Here is a 15,125-nt window from a genome sequence, read left to right as displayed (position 1 = left end):
CATTCGATTCCTGGCCTGAGCGCTGGAAGGGATGAGTCATGCCTGCCGCCGAAAGAGCCGCTACCGCTTTCAACCCTTGAACCAAAGACATTGCCATGAACGAGCACTCCAAACTCTCCAACCGCCGCCGGTGGGCCGCCGCCGGCGTCGCCGCTGCCGTGATCGCCACGACCGCCGCCATGCTGGGCCTGCAGGCATCGCACGCGGAAGCCCCGGCTGCGCAGGCCGCCGCGCCGGCCGTGCCGGTCTCGGCAGCCCAGGTTCTGCAGCAGGACGTGACGCTGTGGAATGAATTCTCCGGTCGCCTCGAAGCCGTGCAGCGCGTGGACGTGCAGCCGCGCGTCTCGGGCGCAGTGCAGGCCGTGCATTTCAAGGAAGGTGCGCTGGTCAGGGCCGGTGATCTGCTGTTCACCGTAGACCCGGCTCCCTATGCGGCAGAAGTCGATCGCGCTGAAGCCCAGGTCGTTGCCGCCAAGGCGCGCATGGCCTATACCCAGAGCGAGTCCGAGCGCGCCACGCGTCTGTGGGACGAGCGGGCGATCGCGCAAAAGGAATACGACGAGCGCGTGAATGCCCGGCGCGAGGCCGATGCGAATCTGCGCGCCGCCCAGGCTGCGCTGCAGACCGCCAAGCTGAACCTGGGCTACACCCAGGTCAAGGCTCCGGTGAACGGGCGCGTGGGCCGCATCGAGGTCACCGTGGGCAATCTCGTGAGCTCGGGGGCCGGAGCGCCGGTGCTGACCACCCTGGTGTCGGTGGACCCGATGTATGCCAGCTTCGACGCCGACGAGCAGATCGTGGCCCAGGCGCTGCAGGGCCTGCAGAGCGCAAGCCAGGGACGCAGCACGCGTGCGCTGATTGAAACCATTCCCGTGCAGATGGGGGTGGGCACCAGCGGCGGCACGCCTTATGCCGGTCATCTGCAGCTCATAGACAACCAGGTCGATGCCAAGAGCGGCACGGTGCGTGTGCGCGCCGTGTTCGGCAATGTGGACGGCACGCTCATGGCCGGCCAGTTCGCGCGCATTCGCATGGGTCAGCCCCAGACCACCCAGGCCGTGCTCATCAACGAGCGTGCCGTGGGCACGGACCAGAGCAAGAAATTCGTTCTGGTGGTGGGCGAAGGCAACAAGGCCGAGTACCGCGAGGTGCAACTGGGCGCACCGGTGGACGGCCTGCGCGTGGTCACTTCGGGCCTCAAGGCCGGCGAGCGCATCGTCGTCAACGGACTGCAGCGTGTGCGCCCAGGCGTGGTGGTCGCGCCTCAGGACGTGCCCATGAACGCCAAGGCCGAGCTGGCCGATGGCCGCAGCGCCGCCAAGCAACCTACGGTCTGAGAACCCTTAATCCTCCGACACCATGAACCTTTCCCGATTTTTCATCGACCGCCCGATCTTCGCGGGCGTGCTGTCGGTGCTTATCTTTCTCGCAGGGCTGATCGCCATGCGGACGCTGCCGATCTCGGAATACCCCGAGGTCGCTCCCCCTTCGGTGGTGGTGCGCGCCCAGTACCCGGGCGCCAATCCCAAGGTGATTGCCGAAACCGTGGCCACGCCGCTGGAGGAATCCATCAACGGCGTGGAAGGCATGCTCTATATGGGCAGCCAGGCCACGACCGACGGCGTGATGACGCTGACCGTGACCTTCGCGCTGGGCACCGATCCCGACAAGGCCCAGCAACTGGTGCAAAACCGCGTCTCCCAGGCCGAGCCGCGCCTGCCCGAGGAAGTGCGCCGCCTGGGCATCACCACGGTCAAGAGCGCGCCCGACCTGACCATGGTCGTGCACATGGTCTCGCCCAATGGCCGCTATGACATCGACTATCTGCGCAACTATGCCGTGCTCAATGTGAAGGACCGCCTGGCGCGTATCCAGGGCGTGGGCCAGGTACAGATCTTCGGCGGCGGCGACTATTCCATGCGTGCCTGGCTCGATCCGCAGAAGGTGGCGCAGCGCGGTCTCTCGGCCGCCGACGTGGTGGCCGCCATCCGCGGCCAGAACGTGCAGGCCGCTGCTGGTGTGGTCGGCGCCTCGCCCGGCCTGCCTGGCGTTGACATGCAGCTGTCCATCAATGCGCAAGGCCGCTTGCAGACCGAGGAAGAGTTCGGCGACATCATCGTCAAGACGGGCTCCGACGGCGCCGTGACGCGCCTGCGCGACGTGGCCAGGCTGGAGCTGGGCGCGGCCGACTATTCGCTGCGCTCCCTGCTCAACAACGACCCCGCCGTGGGCATGGGCGTGTTCCAGGCTCCGGGCTCTAACGCTCTGGAGATCTCTGCCAATGTGCGCTCCACCATGGCCGAGCTGCAAAAGCACATGCCTGAAGGTGTGGAGTTCCGCATCGCCTACGACCCCACGCAATTCGTGCGGGCTTCGATCAAGTCCGTGATCCAGACCCTGCTGGAAGCCGTGGCCCTGGTGGTTGTGGTGGTGATCCTGTTCCTGCAGACCTGGCGCGCTTCCATCATTCCGCTGCTGGCCGTGCCGGTCTCGGTGGTGGGCACGTTTGCCGTGCTGCACCTGCTGGGTTTTTCCATCAATGCGCTGAGCCTGTTCGGCCTGGTGCTGGCCATCGGCATCGTGGTGGATGACGCCATCGTGGTGGTGGAGAACGTGGAGCGCAATATCGAGGCCGGCCTGTCGCCACGCCAGGCCACCTACCGCGCCATGCAGGAGGTGAGCGGGCCCATCATCGCCATCGCCCTGGTGCTGTGCGCCGTGTTTGTGCCCCTGGCCTTCATCAGCGGCCTCACGGGCCAGTTCTACCGCCAGTTTGCGGCCACCATCGCCATCTCGACGGTGATCTCGGCCATCAACTCGCTGACCTTGTCGCCTGCGCTTTCCGCGCTGCTGCTGCGCGGCCACGATGCGCCCAAGGACGCGCTGACACGCGGCATGGAGCGCGTGCTGGGCGGGTTCTTTCGCCGCTTCAACGCCTTGTTCCGCCGCGGCTCCGATGCCTATAGCGGCGGCGTGCAGCGCGTCATCGGCCGCAAGGCGCTGATGCTGGTGATCTACGCCGTGCTGGTGGGCGCGACCTGGGGTCTGTTCAAGCTGGTGCCCGGCGGCTTTGTGCCGGCCCAGGACAAGCAGTATCTGGTCGGCTTTGCCCAGTTGCCCGATGGCGCCACGCTGGATCGCACGGAAGACGTGATCCGCCGCATGGGCGAGATCGTCAAGAACAATCCCAATGTGGAAGACGCCATCGCCTTCCCGGGCCTGTCCATCAACGGCTTCACCAACAGCTCCAACTCGGGCATCGTCTTTGTCACGCTCAAGCCCTTTGCCGAGCGCAAGCATGCCGACCAGAGCGGCGGTGCCGTGGCGGGTCAGCTCAACCAGGCCTTTGGCAGCATCCAGGAAGCCTTTATCGCCATGTTCCCGCCGCCCCCCGTGGCAGGCCTGGGCACGACCGGCGGCTTCAAGCTGCAGATCGAGGACCGTGCCTCGCTGGGCTACGACGCCATGGACGCGGCCGTAAAGGCATTCATGGCCAAGGCCTACCAGACGCCCGAGCTGGCCGGCCTGTTCACAAGCTGGCAGGTCAACGTGCCCCAGCTCTACGCCGCCATCGACCGAACCAAGGCGCGCCAGCTCGGCGTGCCCGTGACGGATATCTTCGAGACGCTGCAGATCTACCTGGGCAGCCTGTACGCCAACGACTTCAACCAGTTCGGCCGCACCTATAGCGTGCGCGTCCAGGCCGATGCCGCCTACCGGGCGCGTGCCGAAGACGTGGGCCTGCTCAAGGTGCGTTCCACCACGGGCGAGATGGTGCCGCTGTCGGCGCTGATGAAGCTCGAACCCAGCTTTGGGCCCGAGCGCGCCATGCGCTACAACGGCTTTTTGGCCGCCGACGTGAATGGCGGGCCCGCTCCTGGCTTCTCCTCGGGTCAGGCCCAGGCAGCCGTCGAGCGCATTGCTGCCGAAACCCTGCCGCCCGGCATAGGTTTCGAGTGGACCGAGCTGACCTACCAGGAAATCCTGGCCGGCAATTCCGCCGTGCTGGTGTTCCCCATCGCCATCCTGCTGGTCTTCCTGGTGCTGGCGGCTCAGTACGAAAGCCTGACCCTGCCGATTGCCATCATCCTCATCGTGCCCATGGGCCTGCTGGCCGCCATGACGGGCGTGTGGCTGAGCGGCGGTGACAACAATGTGTTCACGCAGATCGGGCTCATCGTGCTGGTGGGGCTGTCGGCCAAGAACGCCATCCTGATCGTGGAGTTCGCCCGCGAGCTGGAATTTGCCGGCCGCACGCCCGTGCAGGCCGCCATCGAAGCCAGCCGCCTTCGCCTGCGCCCCATCCTCATGACCTCGCTGGCCTTTGTCATGGGCGTGCTGCCCCTGGTGCTGTCCACGGGGGCGGGAGCCGAGATGCGCAGCGCCATGGGCGTGGCGGTGTTCGCCGGCATGATCGGTGTAACGGCCTTTGGCCTGTTCCTCACGCCGGTGTTCTATGTGGTGCTGCGTCGTCTGGCTGGCAACCGGCCCCTGCAGCAGCACGGCAGCCATGTGGCGCCGATCAGCGAGCCGGGTCACGGCGCCTCGGCCCTGCCCATGCCTGCTGCGCCGCGCGGCCATGACGAATAAGCCCAATCAACCATGGATTCCGATATGAAAACGATGCAAGGCATTCGATCCCTGATGCCGTCCCTGAGCGTGCTGACGGCAGCTTTGGTGCTGGCAGGTTGCGCCAGCGCACCGCCCACGGTGGCCGAGCATGCCGGCGTTGCCGTGCCAGCAAGCTTCAGCGCCCAGGCCGCAGCCGCGGGCTGGACGCAGGCTGCCCCGGCAGAGGCCCAGCCGCGCGGTGCCTGGTGGCTGGTATTTGCCGACGCCGAACTCAGCGCTCTGGTGGAGCGCGCGGGTGAAGCCAATACCGATGTGCAGACCGCTGCGGCACGCCTGGCCGAAGCCCGTGCGCTGCTGCGCTCGGCCGATTCCCAGCGGCAGCCGCAGATCGGGGCCTCGGGCGGCGCTGTGCGCCAGGCCGGGCTGAACACCGCGAGCGGCATGCAACCCGCAACCCTGGTCACGGCCGGCTTGAACTTCTCCTACGAAGCGGATCTGTTCGGCAGGCTGTCGCGGGCCAGCGAAGCGGCACGCGAGGATGCCAATGCACGCGAAGCACTACTGCAGAGCACGCGCCTGATGGTGCAGGCCGATGTGGCGCAGACCTATCTGCAGCTGCGTTCGCTGCAGACCGAACGCCAGCTGGTCGAGCAGAGTCTGGTGGCCTATCGCGAGACCTTGACGCTGATCGAGAAGCGCTTCCGGGCCGGCGATGCGGCAGAGCTGGATGTGGCGCGCATGCAGACCGAGGTTTCGGCCACCGAGGCCGAGACGCTGGCGCTGGAGCGCCAGCAGGCGGCCCTCACGCATGCGCTGGCCGTGCTTGTGGGCGATATCGCCACAAGCTTCACGCTGGCTGCACAGCCTGTGCTGGCAACGCTGCCTGTGATTCCGGCAGGCGTGCCTGCGACGGTGCTGGCGCGCCGCCCCGATGTGTCGGCGGCCCAGGCTTCGGTGCTGGCTGCCCAGGCCCGCGTGGGCGTGGCCCAGGCCGCATGGTTTCCGGCCATCACGCTCACGGGCAATGGCGGCTATGCCTCTCCGGAGCTGGGCGATCTGTTCAAGTGGTCGGCGCGCTCCTGGGGCATAGGCGCCTTGCTGTCCCTGCCCATCTTCGACGGCGGCCAGCGCGCAGCGCAGGAAGAGGGCGCACGTGCGCGTCTGGAGGCAGCAGTGGCCGCCCAGCGCGGCCAGGTGCTCGCGGCCTTTCGGGATGTGGAGGATCAGCTCAGTGCCTTGCGTCTGCTCTCGGGTCAGGCCCATGTGCTGGGGCAGGCCGTGCAGTCTGCGGAGCGCGCCACCCATCTCTCGGACGTGCGCTATCGCAACGGTCTGGTGAGCCAGCTGGAGCTGCTGGATGCACGCCGCAACGAGTTGCGCAACCGGCGCCAGGCCCTGCAGGTGCGCACCGCGCAGTACACCGCCACGGTGGCGCTGATTCGTGCACTGGGCGGAGGCTGGGACAGCGGCGAGCCCGTGGCGGCTCGTGGATGAGGAGGGGCCTGCTCCGGGCAGGCCTGAGCTGGGCCCAGATGCAACATCATCGCAGGCTCTGTGCCGGCCCGCGTCTACCGCTGTCGGCAGCTGCCTCTCTGCGTTGAGTGATGAAGCTCGGCACAAAGGTCTTCGGCCGCTAAGAGGCGGGCTCTAGCCTATCCCCGCGTGGTGACCGGATTGCAAAGCGCAGTCCTCAGTGCGCGTACCGCGCTATCTACCGTGGTGAGTACCGGCAGGTTCGACGCTTGCTCGCAAACCGCCCTGGCTCTTGCCATGCTGAACTGCGCCAGAGCGATACGGGTACATCCTTCGTCTCTCAATCGAGCGGCTTGGGCTGCAATGAGCGCGTCGTGGCGGGCCAGGTCTCCCGCATTCATGGCCTGCAACGCGCCTTCGGCCAGAGCCAGAACGAGGTCGGCATCCGGACCGAACTCGGGCGGCATCGACTTCAGCGTGGGCGCAAAAGTCGCGATGAGTCCAATTTTTCCGGGCTGTCGCAGTGCTTCGGCCACCATGGCCTCATTGGGCCGAAGCACCGGGAGGTCGGCATGCCGCGCAGCGACCGCATCGATGCAGGATCCGAATGCCGAACAGGTGAAGAGAATAGCTTGGGCACCCGTGCCCACTGCGTAGTCGGCCAGGACCTCGAAGCGCCTGTGCATGGCTGTGTCGAGTCCGTGGCTGCTTCGTGCGAGGTCTGCCGACAGGCTGTCGTCCAGCAGGTTCATGCGAACGGCTTGCGGCCAGTCTCGGTCGAATGCGGCGTTGATGGGCTCGACCGAATGGCTAAGGGCGTGAATGAGAGCAATCCGAGTCATATGTTGGTGCCTGGAAGTTCGAGGATGTCAGATGCCCTTTGAAGAAGGATTCTCGAAGCCTTCTCTGGTTTCTGCGTTGAGTGGGTAGTTGATGTTGGTCCCCTTCGGTGGAATCGGCGACATGAACCACTTTTTGTAGAGTGTCTCCATTTCGCCTGATTTCATCATTCCGACCACCACGCGGTCTACCAGCGCCTTGAACTGCGGGTCGTCCTTGCGCAGCATCAGAGACTGATTTTCTGTGCGCAGGTTTTCGCCCGTGATGATGAATTCCTTCGGGTTCTGGGTGTTCGCGATAAGACCTGCCAACAAGATGTCGTCGAGCACGAAGGCGGCTGCACGGCCCGAATTCAGCAGCAGAAAGGAGTCGAGATGGTCTTTCCCGGACAATTGTGTGACCTCCAGCACCTTGCCACGGTTGGTTTCACGCAGGAGTCGGAACGAAGTCGTGCCAGCGGTGGTGACAACCGACTTGCCTTGCAAGTCAGCAATGCTCTTGATGCCTGAGCTGGCCTTGACTGCCATGCGCACGTTGTATCGGAAGATGTCCGGAGAAAATGCCACGTCCTTCTGGCGTTCTACCAAATTGGTCGTGGAGCCGCACTCAAGGTCGACCGTCCCGTTCGTCACAAGAGGGATGCGGTTCTGCGACGTCACCACCTGGTACTTGATATCGATTTTGGGCTGTTTCAGCTCGGCCTTGATGGCGTCCACAATTTTCATGCAGATGTCGAGGCTGTAGCCGATGGGGGTGGAGGTATCGGAGATGTATGAGAATCCGAAGGAGGCCTCGCGGTGACCCAGGGTGATAGTCCCGCTCTCCTTGATCTTTTTCAAGGTAGGCGACTCCTGTGCGAGGGCATCCAGTGCGGGGACAAGAGCAGTGGCCATCATGGCGGCAGCCGCGACGTTTCGGATAGACAAGCGCATGGTATTCCTGAATGAGAGAGTGGGGTTGAGAACGGGGTGTGGGAGTCTTCAGGCCGCGATTGCGGCTTGCCGGGTGATGGCGTCCACGGACTCTGCCAACAGACTGGCAATGGTCTTGAGCTCATCGCGGCTGGCGATATAGGGCGGTGCAAGCAGCACATGGTCTCCGTTGACTCCATCGACAGTGCCTCCGAACGGATAGCACAGCAGGCCCCGCGCCATGGCGTCCTTCTTGAGATTTGCATTGACCTTGAGCGCCGGGTCGAATGGGCGTTTCTCGGCTTTGTCTGCAACCAGCTCAATGCCCCAGAAGAAGCCACGACCGCGCACGTCCCCCACGTGAGGGTGGTCGGCGAAGGTTTCGCGCAGCAGCGCACCGAAGAAGGCGCCGTCCTCCTGCACCTTGGCCAGAAGTCCGTCCCGGTGTATCACCCGCTGGACGGCAAGCGCCGCAGCACAGGCGACGGGGTGTCCTAGATAGGTGTGCCCGTGCTGGAAGAAGCCGCTGCCGAAAGACATGGCGTCAACAATGTGCTTTTTTGCAAGCACCGCGCCTATGGCCTGATAGCCGCCTCCCAGTCCCTTCGCGACGGTCATCAGGTCCGGGCTGATGCCTTCCTGCTCGCAGGCATGCAGAGTCCCGGTCCGTCCCATGCCGCACATTACTTCATCGAGGATGAGAAGCACGCCATGGCGGTCGCAGACTTCGCGCACGGCCTTGAAGTAGCCAGGTACCGGAGTCAACACGCCTGCAGTTGCTCCGCCCACGGTCTCTGCCACAAAGGCGATGACTCGCCCCGGACCTTGGGCGAGGATGGCCGTATCCAACTCTTGCGCCAGCCGTTGTCCATATTGCTCGGGAGTTTCTTCGGCGCGTTGTTCGCGATACGGGTAGCAAGGCGCCACATGCGTGGCAGGTACCAGAATGGGAGCGAAAGGGGCGCGGCGCCATTCGTTTCCGCCAACGGCCAGAGCACCCAGGGTATTGCCGTGGTAGCTCTGTCGCCGGGCAATGAAATGTGTGCGCTCAGGCTCTCCGATTTCCACAAAGTACTGGCGTGCCATCTTCAATGCGGATTCCACAGCCTCGGAGCCACCGCTGACCAGATACACATGGCTCATGCCTTCAGGCGCTGTGCGGATGAGCTCGTCTGCGAGTTCCTCGGCCGGCCGAGAGCTGAAGAAACTGGTATGCGCATAAGGGAGCTGGTCGATCTGGGCGTGCATCGCCGCAATCACGTCTGGATGTCCGTGGCCCAGTGATGAAACGGCTGCGCCCCCGGATGCGTCCAGGTAGCTATGGCCGCTGGCATCCTGAATTCGCATGCCGTGAGCCGATACGGCAACGGGTGGGGCGGTTCGCAGATGGCGGTGAAAGACGTGCGTCATGTGGAAGATTCCGAAAGCTGATATGGGTGCTTGGAGGTGTTGCTGTGTTTTGGAACTAATGTTCTATTAAAAGTATTTAATGGAACAAATGTTTCGTCAAGAGGTATTTTGCTGAGTTGTATGCTTTGGGAACATTTGTTCCATAAGCGTTCCAGCCAAGCATCTGGCGAGGAAAGCTTTCGATTGAGTCTTCAACCATGACTGTCAAAGACGAGCTGCGAGGCCGCTTCAACTCACTGAGTCCAGCTCTGCAGCGGATTGCGAAATACGTGCTGGACCATCCCAACGAAGTGGTCACCAGTTCGATGCGCACCGTGGGTATCAGTGCGGATGCACGTCCGGCGACGCTGGTGCGATTTGCTCAGCAGCTAGGATTTGCCGGCTGGCCGGAACTCAAGCAGGCGATTGCGCAGGAGATGGGCTTGGGTCGGGAAGCCTATGGCGACAGGGCCCGCTCTTTGCTGGAGCGCGCCAGTGAGCAAGGTCTGGCGGGCGAGATATTTCAGGTTCACAAGGCGAACCTTGAGGCCACGGAGCGTCATAGCAGGAGCGGGCTCAACGATGCGGCCGTCTTGTTGGAAGCGGCGCCCAATGTTCATGTAGCGGGGTTTCGTGCCTGCTTTCCCATCGCGTTTTCTTTCGTCTATGTGTATCGGCTTTTCAGAAATTCCGTGCATCTCATAGACGGCCAGGGCGGCTCTCTGGAGATGCAGACTCGATCCATGACCGAGGAGGATGCACTCCTGGTCATCAGCTTCGCGCCCTATTCCCGGGAGGTGCTGCAGGTGGTGGAAGCAGGCAAGCGTGCTGGCTGCAAAGTAATTGCCATTACCGATAGCGATGCCTCGCCGCTGTCGCTTTTGGCGGATGTGACGTTGCTTTTTTCGACACAGAGTCCTTCATTTTTTCCATCGATTACCTCGGGGATGGCATTGACAGAGTCGCTGCTGGAACTACTGGTCAGTCGCGCGGGCAAGCCGGTCATCGACCGCATTGAGAGGGCAGAGGCCCACCTGTTCGAGTCAGGCGCCTATGTGGATGCCGGGGGCCGTAGCCGAGGCAGCTAGTACCGCCGAGGGCGCGGGGCACCTAGCTCGTAACAGAGTGACGCGGCAGGGCACCCCATCTCCAATGACGCAGCAGCTCAGGAGGGCATGTATTGGAAAAGCCGGAGACGGCAGCGAGCCGTTGGTGCGGGCAATCGACGCAGCCCGCACGTGGTCGCTATGGTTTCTGTTGATTTGATGGGCGTCAAGGCAAGACTTGAGGCTCTGGAAACGCAGGTGCCAGTGGTGCTAGATTCATTGACGGTCCATGTGGATCGTCAATGGATGCTTCATGAACATCACTTTTCACGGCGCGGCGCAGTCGGTTACGGGATCCTGCTTTCTGGTCGAGGCGCATGGGTGTCGCTTTCTGATCGACTGCGGCATGGCCCAGGGCGGTCGCGAGGCTGACGAGCACAACCAGCAAGCCTTTGCCTTTGATGCCGCAGGCCTGGACTTCGTCGTTCTGACCCATGCGCATATCGACCACAGCGGCCTGCTGCCCAAGCTCGTGGCTCAGGGCTTCAAGGGCCCTATCTATGTCACTCTGGCCACCAAGGACCTGCTCGAAGTCCTGCTCAAGGACAGTGCCCATATCCAGATGATGGATGCCGAACGGGCGGCGCGGCGTCAGCGCGAAGGCAAGCGGCGCGAGCGAGAGCCGGCGGTTCCTCTGTACTCGCTGGCCCATGTGGCGAGCACGCTGGAGCAGGTCCAGGCCATGCCTTATCGCCACAGCTTCAAACCTCATCCTGCGGTGACAGTATGTTTTCAGGATGCCGGGCATATTCTGGGCTCGGCCATTGTGGAGCTGTGGCTGGCAGATGGTCATGGCGGCTCGCGCAAGCTGGTGGCCAGCGGCGATCTGGGCCAGCCGGGGCGGGTGATCCTGCGCGACCCCACGCCGATCATGGATGCCGATCTGCTGCTCATCGAGTCCACCTATGGCGACCGGCAGCACAGGAGCACGGGCGATACCCTGGAGGAGCTGGTCGATGTGGTCACGCGCACGGTTCCCCATGGCAATGTGGTCATCCCGGCATTTGCCGTGGGGCGCACGCAGGAGCTGCTCTATCACTTTCTGCAGCTGATCCAGCAGCAGCGTCTGCCGCCGGTAGAGATATTTGTGGATTCACCCATGGCGGTGGCGGCCACGGACATCACGCTGCGGCACTTCAGCGTGTTCGACGAGGAGGCCAGGCAGTTGCTGGGCAGCGTCAAAAGACTCAAGGAGTCGCCGCACATTCATTTCATCAGCGATGTGGAGGACTCCATCAAGCTCAACCGCATCAGGAGCGGCGCGGTCATCATCTCGGCCAGCGGCATGTGCGATGCGGGGCGGGTGCTGCATCATCTGAAGAACAATCTCTCCAGGCCCGAGTGTGCCGTGGTGATCTGCGGCTTTCAGGCCGAAGGTTCGCTGGGGCGCAGGCTGGTCGACGGTGCCAGGTTGGTGCGCCTGCTCGGCGATGAAGTCGAGGTCCGTGCCGGCATCCATACCCTGGGCGGCTTTTCGGCCCATGCCGACCAGCAGGCCCTGCTGGACTGGGCGGCTGCGTTCACCCGGCCGCCGCAGCAGACCTTTGTGGTGCATGGGGAGCCGCAGGCATCCCGGGCCTTGGCCGCGCTGCTGCACGAGCGCCTGCATTTCTCGGTGCAGGTTCCGCAGCCCGGCCAGGTCTTCGAGTTCTAGCGCGTGCCGGGAGTCTCCGATATGCGGAATCCTCCTTGCGCGCGCCCTGTTGCATGATGTTCTGGCGGCGAAGGCTGATGCCGGTCGAGACCGGATTCGTGCAGCGGCATTTCGGCACTGCGCTGGATGAGCTGCTGCCCGGCATGCGTCTGCATGTGCGGCGTCTGGGCGATACCAGGCGGGCGCTGTCCCTGGGTGGCGGGCGCATCTATCTGCCGCGCAGCTTTTTTGAGCAGGCTGACCCGCATCGGCCGCTGCGGCTTGCCCACCCTGTGGTGGCAGGCGTCTTTGCCCATGAGCTGCTGCATCAGTGGCAGCGTCTGCAAGGCCGGGCGGTGACGTGGGAGGCGTTCGGCCTGCATCTGCGCGCGGCATGCCAGCGGCGCGATCCCTATCACTATCGGGCCTGTGCAGATCCGCAGCAGATGCTGCAGTGCTTTCTGGACGCAAGCGTGGAGCAGCAGGGGCAGATCTGGCAGGACCATGTTCAGGCCCTGGTGCAGGGCCAGCCTCTGGCCTGCATGTGCCTGATTGCCGAGCATGTGCACCAGGCTCAAGCTGTCCAATCCAGGTTGGGCCGGGTCAGCAAAGACTAGGCAGCCGGGTTGAGTGCGGCTATGAGATCGTGCTCGTCCACATCGCGCGCCGCGCCGAAGCCTGCGACATGCCTGCCGCTTTGCGGCGTGATGCAGACAAAACGAAAGTCGCCCAGCGCCGTCATGGGCTCGGCTTCGGGAAAGCGCTCCAGATAGCTGGCCCGGGCGCCATGCCACAGGCCGCTGTCGCGCGGCGGAGTGGATGCCACACCCTGAATGCTGATGCGCTCCAGCGCATGCACGGCTTCGCCAGCGGACTCTGGCCTGCTCATCAGCAGGCTGACGGCGGGATGCCGCTCCATGGCCTGTGTGTGGCTGGCCAGCGCGCTGACATGCAGTACCAGGCAGCTGAATTCGCCACTCCAGGCCCATGGCACCAGAGACAGGCCCGGGGCCGGAAGATATCCGGGCGCTGAAGAGCCGGCCTGCGGTTGTACGGCCAGGGCGGCGGTGCGCTGGCTGGCGAGTAGCTGGCGCAGCGACTGCTGCAGGCGTGATTCATGAGGCATTTGCGCATGGTAAGCCATAGCGCGGAGCCGGAGCAGGGCGAGCCGCGCCAGGTCGCACCAGTCGTCACCTGCGTGACCGGCTGTTGGGGGCATCCCGGATGCCGGGCCGAGGTTGCAGGCCTAGTCTTGCGGATTGATTAGTCCACCCGGACTATGTATACGCTTTTCTGATTGCCTGACTCATGCCCGCTCACCACAAGTTTTGGCCTAATCGGCTGCCATATTCCATCACCGTTCCAGCAACTAGCGTCTGGGAAAACCTTGCTATCAATGCCAGGCGCTACCCGGACAAGGCCGCGCTGGTGTTTCTGGGGCGCACCACGACCTATAAGCAGCTGTGCGAGGGCACGGAGCGCATGGCTGCCTATCTGCATGGCCTGGGTGTGAAAAAAGGCGACCGCGTCATCGTGCTGATGCAAAACAGCTCGCAATTGGTGCTGGCGCATTACGCCATCTTTCGTGCCAATGCGGTGGTGGTGCCGGTCAACCCCATGAATACGGCAGAGGAGCTCAAGCACTACATCACGGATTCGGGCGCCAAGGTGGCCATTACCACGGCCGATCTAGCGCCGGAGCTGGCCAAGGCCAGCAATGCACTGGAACCCTCCGAGGCGCTGCAGCACTTGCTGGTGACACGGTTCACCGACGGCTTTGATGCCGATGTGCAGGGGCCGGATGCGCCGCCCGAAGCCTGGCGCAACTGGCTGCTGGGCGAGCGCGAGCCTGCCAGCCTGAACCACGGCCAGGTCCATGCATGGACGCAGGCGCTGGCCTGCAGCGAGCTGCCGCCACTGCATACTGCGGGCCGTGACGATCTGGCCGTTCTGCCCTATACCAGCGGCACCACGGGCCAGCCCAAGGGCTGCATGCACCTGCACCGCAGCATCAACCACAACGCCGTCTCTGGCGCGCTGTGGGGCACGGGCACCAGCGAGAACGTGGTGCTCGCCGTCGTGCCCATGTTTCACATCACGGGCATGGTGTCCGTGCTGCACAGCGCCATCTACGTGGGGGCGACGCTGATCATCATGCCGCGCTGGGAGCGTGAACTGGCAGGGCGCCTGATCTCGCACTATCAGGTCACGAGCTGGACCAATATCCCGACCATGGTGATCGATCTGCTGGCCAGCCCCAATTTTGCGTCCTTCGATCTCTCCAGCCTCAAATACATCGGCGGCGGCGGCGCCGCCATGCCCCAGGCCGTGGCCCAGCGCCTGCTTGAGCAATACGGCCTGCGCTTTTGCGAGGGCTATGGCCTGACCGAAACCGCCGCACCTTCGCACAGCAATCCGCCCGACCATCCCAAGCAGCAATGCCTGGGCATTCCCTTCATGAGTACCGATGCGCGCGTGATCAGCCCCGACACACTGGAGGAAGTGCCCCAAGGAGAGCAGGGCGAGATCGTGGTCAACGGCCCCGAGGTGTTTGAAGGCTACTGGCAGCGCCCCGAGGCGACCGAGCAGAGCTTTATGGAACTGGATGGCAAGCGCTTTTTCCGCACCGGCGACCTGGGGCGCGTGGATGAGGAGGGCTATTTCTTCATCACCGACCGGCTCAAGCGCATGATCAATGCCAGCGGCTTCAAGGTGTGGCCGGCCGAGGTGGAGTCGCTGATGTTCCGCCATCCCGGGATTCAGGAGGCCTGCGTGATCTCCGCCAAGGATGCCTATCGCGGCGAGACCGTCAAGGCCGTGGTCGTGCTGCGTGCCGGCCATGAGGCTACGACGGCAGAGCAGATCATCCAGTGGTGCCATGACAATATGGCGGTCTACAAGGCACCGCGTCTGGTGCAGTTCGTGACGGCCTTGCCCAAGAGCGGAAGCGGCAAGGTGATGTGGCGGATGCTGCAGGAGCAGGAAGTCGCAGTCTGAAATGCAAAGAGGGTGAATGGCGGGAAGCAGCTTCCGCGCAAATTTGCGTCATGGCGTGCTTTCTGCTTTCTGCTTTATTTATTGTTTCTATAAGCCAATGCATAGGCCTATCTTTTCTTAGTTAATGACTGCGGCTTGGTCTTGGTCGTGTTCAAGGGCTGAGGCTGGCCAAGAGCTGCAGGTCAGCATCATTGCCCGACAGGC

Annotated in this window: 11 protein-coding genes; 7 read left to right on the top strand and 4 right to left on the bottom strand. The window is 63.7% G+C overall.

The window, feature by feature from the left end:
• Nucleotides 1-95: 95 nt before the first annotated feature.
• The 3 genes from CTATCC11996_RS19760 to CTATCC11996_RS19750 are packed head-to-tail and all read left to right on the top strand — an operon-like array spanning nt 96 to nt 6,066.
• Nucleotides 96-1,337 (top strand): efflux RND transporter periplasmic adaptor subunit, encoded by a 1,242-nt coding sequence (locus CTATCC11996_RS19760; protein WP_003079589.1) that lies wholly within the window; start codon nt 96-98, stop codon nt 1,335-1,337.
• A gap of 22 nt (nt 1,338-1,359) precedes the next feature.
• Entirely contained in the window at nt 1,360-4,590 is a 3,231-nt protein-coding gene (locus CTATCC11996_RS19755) for an efflux RND transporter permease subunit (protein ID WP_003079587.1), read from the top strand.
• A gap of 12 nt (nt 4,591-4,602) precedes the next feature.
• Nucleotides 4,603-6,066, top strand: a complete 1,464-nt coding sequence (locus tag CTATCC11996_RS19750; RefSeq protein WP_003079585.1) for an efflux transporter outer membrane subunit — start codon at nt 4,603-4,605, stop codon at nt 6,064-6,066.
• Nucleotides 6,067-6,224: 158 nt separating this feature from the next.
• Here the strand turns inward: CTATCC11996_RS19750 and CTATCC11996_RS19745 are convergent, their stop codons facing one another.
• The 3 genes from CTATCC11996_RS19745 to CTATCC11996_RS19735 all read right to left on the bottom strand — a co-directional run bounded on the left by CTATCC11996_RS19745 (nt 6,225) and on the right by CTATCC11996_RS19735 (nt 9,206).
• Entirely contained in the window at nt 6,225-6,887 is a 663-nt protein-coding gene (locus CTATCC11996_RS19745; protein ID WP_003079583.1) for an aspartate/glutamate racemase family protein, read from the bottom strand.
• Nucleotides 6,888-6,914: 27 nt separating this feature from the next.
• A complete protein-coding gene (locus CTATCC11996_RS19740; protein WP_080569912.1) occupies nt 6,915-7,781 on the bottom strand; it encodes an amino acid ABC transporter substrate-binding protein in 867 nt (288 codons plus the stop codon).
• An 84-nt stretch (nt 7,782-7,865) separates the two neighbouring features.
• Nucleotides 7,866-9,206 carry an aspartate aminotransferase family protein gene (locus tag CTATCC11996_RS19735; protein ID WP_034349688.1) on the bottom strand — a complete coding sequence of 447 codons (1,341 nt, stop codon included), beginning with the start codon at nt 9,204-9,206 and terminating at the stop codon, nt 7,866-7,868.
• A gap of 197 nt (nt 9,207-9,403) precedes the next feature.
• Between CTATCC11996_RS19735 and CTATCC11996_RS19730 the strand changes: the two genes are divergently transcribed.
• The 3 genes from CTATCC11996_RS19730 to CTATCC11996_RS19720 all read left to right on the top strand — a co-directional run bounded on the left by CTATCC11996_RS19730 (nt 9,404) and on the right by CTATCC11996_RS19720 (nt 12,541).
• A complete protein-coding gene (locus CTATCC11996_RS19730) occupies nt 9,404-10,273 on the top strand; it encodes a MurR/RpiR family transcriptional regulator (RefSeq protein WP_003066482.1) in 870 nt (289 codons plus the stop codon).
• 271 nt (nt 10,274-10,544) lie between these two features.
• Nucleotides 10,545-11,945, top strand: coding sequence for an MBL fold metallo-hydrolase RNA specificity domain-containing protein (locus CTATCC11996_RS19725; protein WP_003079576.1), 1,401 nt, complete (start codon nt 10,545-10,547; stop codon nt 11,943-11,945).
• A gap of 77 nt (nt 11,946-12,022) precedes the next feature.
• Nucleotides 12,023-12,541 carry a hypothetical protein gene (locus CTATCC11996_RS19720; protein ID WP_003079573.1) on the top strand — a complete coding sequence of 173 codons (519 nt, stop codon included), beginning with the start codon at nt 12,023-12,025 and terminating at the stop codon, nt 12,539-12,541.
• On the opposite strand, the gene CTATCC11996_RS19715 is transcribed toward CTATCC11996_RS19720, so the two are convergent.
• Nucleotides 12,538-13,050, bottom strand: a complete 513-nt coding sequence (locus CTATCC11996_RS19715) for a pyridoxamine 5'-phosphate oxidase (protein ID WP_172590545.1) — start codon at nt 13,048-13,050, stop codon at nt 12,538-12,540. The two genes, CTATCC11996_RS19720 and CTATCC11996_RS19715, sit on opposite strands and share 4 nt — an antisense overlap.
• Before the next feature lie 182 nt (nt 13,051-13,232).
• Here CTATCC11996_RS19715 and CTATCC11996_RS19710 point away from each other — a divergent pair, with 182 nt between their 5' ends.
• Nucleotides 13,233-14,921 (top strand): long-chain fatty acid--CoA ligase, encoded by a 1,689-nt coding sequence (locus CTATCC11996_RS19710; protein ID WP_034349681.1) that lies wholly within the window; start codon nt 13,233-13,235, stop codon nt 14,919-14,921.
• The last annotated feature ends 204 nt before the right edge of the window (nt 14,922-15,125 follow it).

The sequence above is a fragment of the Comamonas testosteroni ATCC 11996 genome (assembly GCF_000241525.1).
GTDB lineage: Bacteria > Pseudomonadota > Gammaproteobacteria > Burkholderiales > Burkholderiaceae_C > Comamonas > Comamonas testosteroni.
This window is presented reverse-complemented; position numbering and strand designations above follow the sequence as displayed.

What these genes read in the sequence shown, in the direction of transcription:
- CTATCC11996_RS19755 (WP_003079587.1), top strand. Translation starts at nt 1,360, where the DNA reads ATGAACCTTTCCCGATTTTTCATCGACCGCCCGATCTTCGCGGGCGTG.
- CTATCC11996_RS19715 (WP_172590545.1), bottom strand. Translation starts at nt 13,050, where the DNA reads ATGCCTCATGAATCACGCCTGCAGCAGTCGCTGCGCCAGCTACTCGCC.
- CTATCC11996_RS19730 (WP_003066482.1), top strand. Translation starts at nt 9,404, where the DNA reads ATGACTGTCAAAGACGAGCTGCGAGGCCGCTTCAACTCACTGAGTCCA.
- CTATCC11996_RS19710 (WP_034349681.1), top strand. Translation starts at nt 13,233, where the DNA reads ATGCCCGCTCACCACAAGTTTTGGCCTAATCGGCTGCCATATTCCATC.
- CTATCC11996_RS19760 (WP_003079589.1), top strand. Translation starts at nt 96, where the DNA reads ATGAACGAGCACTCCAAACTCTCCAACCGCCGCCGGTGGGCCGCCGCC.
- CTATCC11996_RS19745 (WP_003079583.1), bottom strand. Translation starts at nt 6,887, where the DNA reads ATGACTCGGATTGCTCTCATTCACGCCCTTAGCCATTCGGTCGAGCCC.
- CTATCC11996_RS19720 (WP_003079573.1), top strand. Translation starts at nt 12,023, where the DNA reads ATGCCGGTCGAGACCGGATTCGTGCAGCGGCATTTCGGCACTGCGCTG.
- CTATCC11996_RS19725 (WP_003079576.1), top strand. Translation starts at nt 10,545, where the DNA reads ATGAACATCACTTTTCACGGCGCGGCGCAGTCGGTTACGGGATCCTGC.
- CTATCC11996_RS19750 (WP_003079585.1), top strand. Translation starts at nt 4,603, where the DNA reads ATGGATTCCGATATGAAAACGATGCAAGGCATTCGATCCCTGATGCCG.
- CTATCC11996_RS19740 (WP_080569912.1), bottom strand. Translation starts at nt 7,781, where the DNA reads ATGATGGCCACTGCTCTTGTCCCCGCACTGGATGCCCTCGCACAGGAG.
- CTATCC11996_RS19735 (WP_034349688.1), bottom strand. Translation starts at nt 9,206, where the DNA reads ATGACGCACGTCTTTCACCGCCATCTGCGAACCGCCCCACCCGTTGCC.